The organism is Streptomyces sp. WAC05292, assembly GCF_003949955.1.
Lineage (GTDB): Bacteria > Actinomycetota > Actinomycetes > Streptomycetales > Streptomycetaceae > Streptomyces > Streptomyces globosus.
Genome location: NZ_RPSE01000450.1, coordinates 1 through 4,673 on the forward strand (window position 1 = coordinate 1; position 4,673 = coordinate 4,673).

Annotated in this window: 4 protein-coding genes; 3 read left to right on the forward strand and 1 reads right to left on the reverse strand. The window is 75.5% G+C overall.

Annotated features, from left to right (window positions below; genetic code table 11):
- The first annotated feature begins 250 nt into the window (after nt 1-250).
- From EF903_RS28955 to EF903_RS28965, 3 genes are all read left to right on the forward strand, one after another.
- A complete protein-coding gene (locus EF903_RS28955) occupies nt 251-1,528 on the forward strand; it encodes an NAD(P)-binding domain-containing protein (RefSeq protein WP_125547969.1) in 1,278 nt (425 codons plus the stop codon).
- Between the two features lie 147 nt (nt 1,529-1,675).
- Entirely contained in the window at nt 1,676-3,697 is a 2,022-nt protein-coding gene (locus EF903_RS28960; RefSeq protein ID WP_125547972.1) for a SpoIIE family protein phosphatase, read from the forward strand.
- A gap of 101 nt (nt 3,698-3,798) precedes the next feature.
- Nucleotides 3,799-3,993: a hypothetical protein gene (locus EF903_RS28965; protein WP_125547970.1), complete on the forward strand. Its 195-nt coding sequence runs from the start codon at nt 3,799-3,801 to the stop codon at nt 3,991-3,993.
- A gap of 43 nt (nt 3,994-4,036) precedes the next feature.
- Here the strand turns inward: EF903_RS28965 and EF903_RS28970 are convergent, their stop codons facing one another.
- Complete coding sequence (locus tag EF903_RS28970) at nt 4,037-4,495, reverse strand: DUF6299 family protein (RefSeq protein ID WP_125547971.1); 459 nt, start codon at nt 4,493-4,495, stop codon at nt 4,037-4,039.
- Between the last annotated feature and the right edge of the window lie 178 nt (nt 4,496-4,673).

The window sequence follows — 4,673 nt, forward strand, 5'->3', positions numbered from 1 at the left end:
GGCCGCGCCCGCCGTACCCCCGCCGGCCGGTCCTGCGGACCCGCCGGGCGCGGCCGACGCCGAGCCGGACGAACTGGTGGCGCGGTGACGGCGGGAGCCGGCGCGCCGTGCCCCCTGCGGGCGACACGCGGCGTGTCGGTGTTTGACGGGAGGGGCGCCGGGAAGTGACGGCGCACACGGCTCGGGGCCCCCGTACCGCCGCGGCGAGCAGCGGGAGACCCATGCGACTGGAAGGAGAACGGTGACCCGGATGGACGATCTCGTCGTGGTCGGCGCCGGTCCGTACGGCCTGTCGATCGCCGCGCACGCGGCGGCGGCCGGGATCGGCGTGCGGGTGCTGGGGCGCCCCATGGCCTCCTGGCGGGACCACATGCCCGAGGGCATGTTCCTGAAGTCCGAGCCGTGGGCCTCCAACCTGTCCGCGCCCGGAGGCCGGCACACCCTCGCCGAGTTCTGCGCGGGCCGCGGGATCGCGGCGGAGCACGGCCGCCCGCTGCCGATCGGCACGTTCAGCGAGTACGGCCTGTGGTTCGCGGGGCAGGCGGTGCCGGAGGTGGAGGAGGTCACGGTCACCGAGGTCACCCCGCAGGGCGACGGCTTCCGCATCCGCACCGCCGAGGGCCCGCCGCTGCTCGCCCGGACGGTCGCGCTGGCCGTCGGCGTCATGCCCTTCGTACGCCATCCGGAGGCCCTGCGCGCCCTGCCGCCCGGCCACTACTCGCACAGCACCGGCCACCGTTGCCTGGCGCGGTTCGCGGGCCGGGACGTCGCGGTGATCGGCGCCGGGCAGGCCGCCCTGGAGACGGCGGCCCTGCTCGCCGAGAGCGGGGCCCGGCCCTGCCTCGTCGCCAGGCGCCCCGGGATCGGCTGGAACACCGTCCCCCCGCCGCTCCGGCGGCCCGCCGTGCAGGCGCTGCGCCGCCCCCACAGCGGCCTCGGCAGCGGCTGGCGCACCTGGGCGTGGGCCGAGCTGCCGTGGGCCGTGCGCCGACTGCCCGCCGCGCACCGCGAGCGGATCGCGGCCACCGCGCTCGGGCCCGCCGGGGCGTGGTGGCTGCGGGACCGCTTCGAGCAGAGCGTGCCGGTGCTGCTGGGGCACCGGCTGCACCGTGCGGTCGCGGTGGGGGACCGGACCCGGCTCGGGCTGACGACCGCGGCCGGCGAGTCCGTCGTCCTGGACGTCGACCACGTGATCGCGGCCACCGGCTTCGCCCCCGACCTGGCGCGGCTGGACCTGCTGGACGCCCGGCTGCGGGACGCGCTGGACACCGTCGGGGCCGGCGGCACGCCCGAGCTGAGTTCCGGTTTCGAGTCCTCGTGGCCGGGACTGTTCTTCGCGGGGCTGCTGACGGCTCCCTCATTCGGCCCTTCCATGCGATTCGTGCACGGTGCGGGGTTCACGGCGGGGAGACTGGTCGGGGGAGTCCGAAGGCGGCTCGGCGCCCGCCGCCCCCGACCGTCCGACGATCTACCTCTCCCTCCTGGAGCGCTGGCGGGAGGCCGGCCGCACCCTTCCGGGGCATCCTGACGAGGAGTGGGAGCGGCTGATCTCCCAGCCGTGCTGGCCAGGCCGTTAGGTGGTGTGTGTCCATTGGCAGCGGCGGAGCACGACGGATCCGGACGGAACCGCCACGGCGCGGTGACGGGCCCCGGTGAGCGCCTCGCGCTGAACCGCATGGGCAGCTTCGAGTGGGACCTGGACGCCGGGACGCTGTCCCTGGACGGGTCCGGGCTCGTGGTGTTCGACCTGGATCCCGACGAGTTCGACGGGACCCCGGAGGGCCTCGGCGTGCGTATCCCCCCGGACGACGGGAACCGGCTGGCGGAGGCGGTGCGCGCCGCGCTGGACGGGGGCGCCGAGACGTACGGCTCGTACTTCACGGTGCGCCGCCGCGACGGCGTCGACCAGTGGACCCACACCCAGGGCCGGATCCTGCGGGACGGCGGCGGGGCGCCCCGCCGGATCGCGGGCATCGTCCGCGACGCGACCGCGGAGCTCGCGCACGCCACCGTGCTGCGGAAGCTGGAGTCGGCGCGGGCGCGGCAGGCCACGATCGTGCAGCGGACCACGGAGGCGCTGTCCCGGGCGGTGACCGTCGACGACGTCACGGCGGCGCTGACCGGTGCGGGCGCGCTGGAGCGGCTCGGCGCGGAGGGGCTGGCGCTGAGCCTCGTCGAGAACGACGCGATGAAGGTCATCGCGCTGAGCGGGGAGTCCCTGGAGATCCTCGCCGAGCGCAGGTTCACCCGGCTGGACGGCTCGCTGCCGCTCTCCCGGGCCGTCCTGACCGGCCAGGCCCGGTTCGTCACCTCGCTGGCGGAGCTGGCCGGGGAGTTCCCCCTGCTGGCCGACTACCTGGGCCGGATCCGCTACGAGGCGGCGGCCTACCTGCCGCTGATCGCGCAGGCCAAGGCGATCGGCGGGCTCGTGCTGTTCTACCGGCGGCGCACCGAGTTCAGCCCGGAGGAGCAGAACCTCTGCCTGGGCCTCGCCGGCATCGTCGCCCAGTCCCTCCAGCGGGCGCTGCTGTTCGACCAGGAACGCGAGTTCGCGACGGGACTGCAGGCCTCGATGCTTCCGCGCCGCATCCCCGAGATCAGCGGCGGGGAGATCGCGGTGCGCTACCACTCGGCGTGGAGCGGGCGCGAGGTGGGCGGGGACTGGTACGACGTGATCGCCCTGCCCCGGGACCGCGTCGGCCTCGTCGTCGGGGACGTGCAGGGCCACGACACGCACGCCGCGGCCATCATGGGCCAGCTGCGGATCGCGCTGCGGGCGTACGCGGGCGAGGGGCATCCGCCGTCCACGGTGCTGGCGCGGGCCTCCCGCTTCCTGGCCGAGCTGGACACCGAGCGGTTCGCGACGTGCATGTACGCGCAGGTCGACCTGGAGACCGGCGGCGTACGGGCCGTGCGCGCCGGGCACCTGGGGCCGCTCATCCGGCACACGGACGGGCGTACGGGCTGGCCGAAGGTGCGCGGCGGGCTGCCGCTCGGCCTGGCCTCGGCGTTCGAGCAGGAGGAGTTCCCCGAGACGCGGCTGGACCTGGTGCCGGGGGAGACGCTCGTGCTGTGCACGGACGGGCTGGTGGAGGAGCCCGGCACGACGATCACCCAGGGGATGGAGGCGCTCGCGCACGCCGTCCGCAGCGGCCCGCAGGAGGCGGGGGCGCTCGCCGACCACCTCTCCGACCGGCTGTGGGAGCGCTGGGGCTCCGGCGACGACGTGGCACTGCTGGTGCTGCGCAGGGCCCCCGACCCGGGCACGCACCGGGCGCCGCGGATCCACCAGTACGTCCACCAGGCGGACCCCGAGGGGCTGTCGGAGGCCCGCTACGCGCTGCGGCAGGCGCTGCGGGACTGGGGCATGCCGGACCTCGCGGACGACGTGGAGCTGGCGGCGGGCGAACTGCTGGTCAACGCCCTGCTGCACACGGACGGCGGAGCGGTGCTGACGATGGAGGTGCTGCCCGAGCCGGTGCGGCGGATCCGGCTGTGGGTGAAGGACCGTTCCAGCGTCTGGCCGCGGCGGCGGACCCCGGGCGAGGCCGCGACCACCGGGCGGGGCCTGCTGCTGGTGGACGCGCTGGCCACGCACTGGGGCGTGGAGTCGCGGGGCGACGGCAAGGCGGTGTGGTGCGAGTTCGACGCGCCGGGCAGCCTGCACGGCCCCGGATCAGAGCGCGACGGATGGTGATCCGGCCGTCACGCGAGGTTGTCGCGGGTGGTGTGCGGGGTGATGATGCGGTTCATGAGACCGAATGCGTACGACGCGGCAGGCGTGAACAGGAAGCTTCCGTGCGGCGCCGCGTGAGCGCGCGCCGCCTGAGCGCGCGCCGCGCGGCCGGCGGGCTGCTGGCGCTGCTCCTGCTCGGGGCCGTCGTGCCGGAGGTCGCCGAGCGCGCCGGGGCCGCCGGGAGCCCGGCGGGCGGCGCCGGATGCCGGTCCGTCGCGTTGATGTCCATGACGGGCGTGGCGCCCGCCTGCCGGTAGCGGCGGCTGCCGGCGGGCGCTCCGGCCGACCCTCGGAGCCGCACTACCCGCCGATGACGCCGGGGCGGCTGTCCACGGCGACCGCGTCGACCGAGGAGGGCAGCAGGCCCGCGCCGGAGAAGCCGATCTCCTGGAGCCGCGCCTCGAAGAGGGCCTCGCCCTCGTGGATGCCGCCGGGGATGCCCAGGCTCTCCGGGGTGCCGGCCGTGCCGCGCCACGCGCGCTCGGTGCCGTCGCAGACGGGGGACTCCTCGGCGGTGGTGGTCAGGCGGGTGCCCTCCTGCACGACCGTCGCGGAGATCTGCATCGCCCCCGAGGGTGATGCGGCGTTGCACGTGTAGGACCCGGAAAGGGTGATCGTGCCGTCCGCGGCGAGCTGCGCGTAGGGGTGGACGGAAATCTCCTGCTCGTACACCGTCGCGCCGGCGGGCGTCGCGAAAGCGGTTGCCGCGGCCAGCGCCGCGAGGACGGTCAGGGGCATGCGGGTCCGGTGAATGGACATGGTTCCTCCGGGTCGTTCTTTCGTGGCGGTATTCCGCCGCAACGCATTGTGGTGGCAGACGGCGGGACAACCCGCCCCGTACATCCGTGTCGGTGTGTGCAATTCCCCGCTCGGGCGCGTGAGACTGACCGGAATACGTCCCCGAAGGTCCCCGAAGGGATCGCGCATGCGCCAGTCC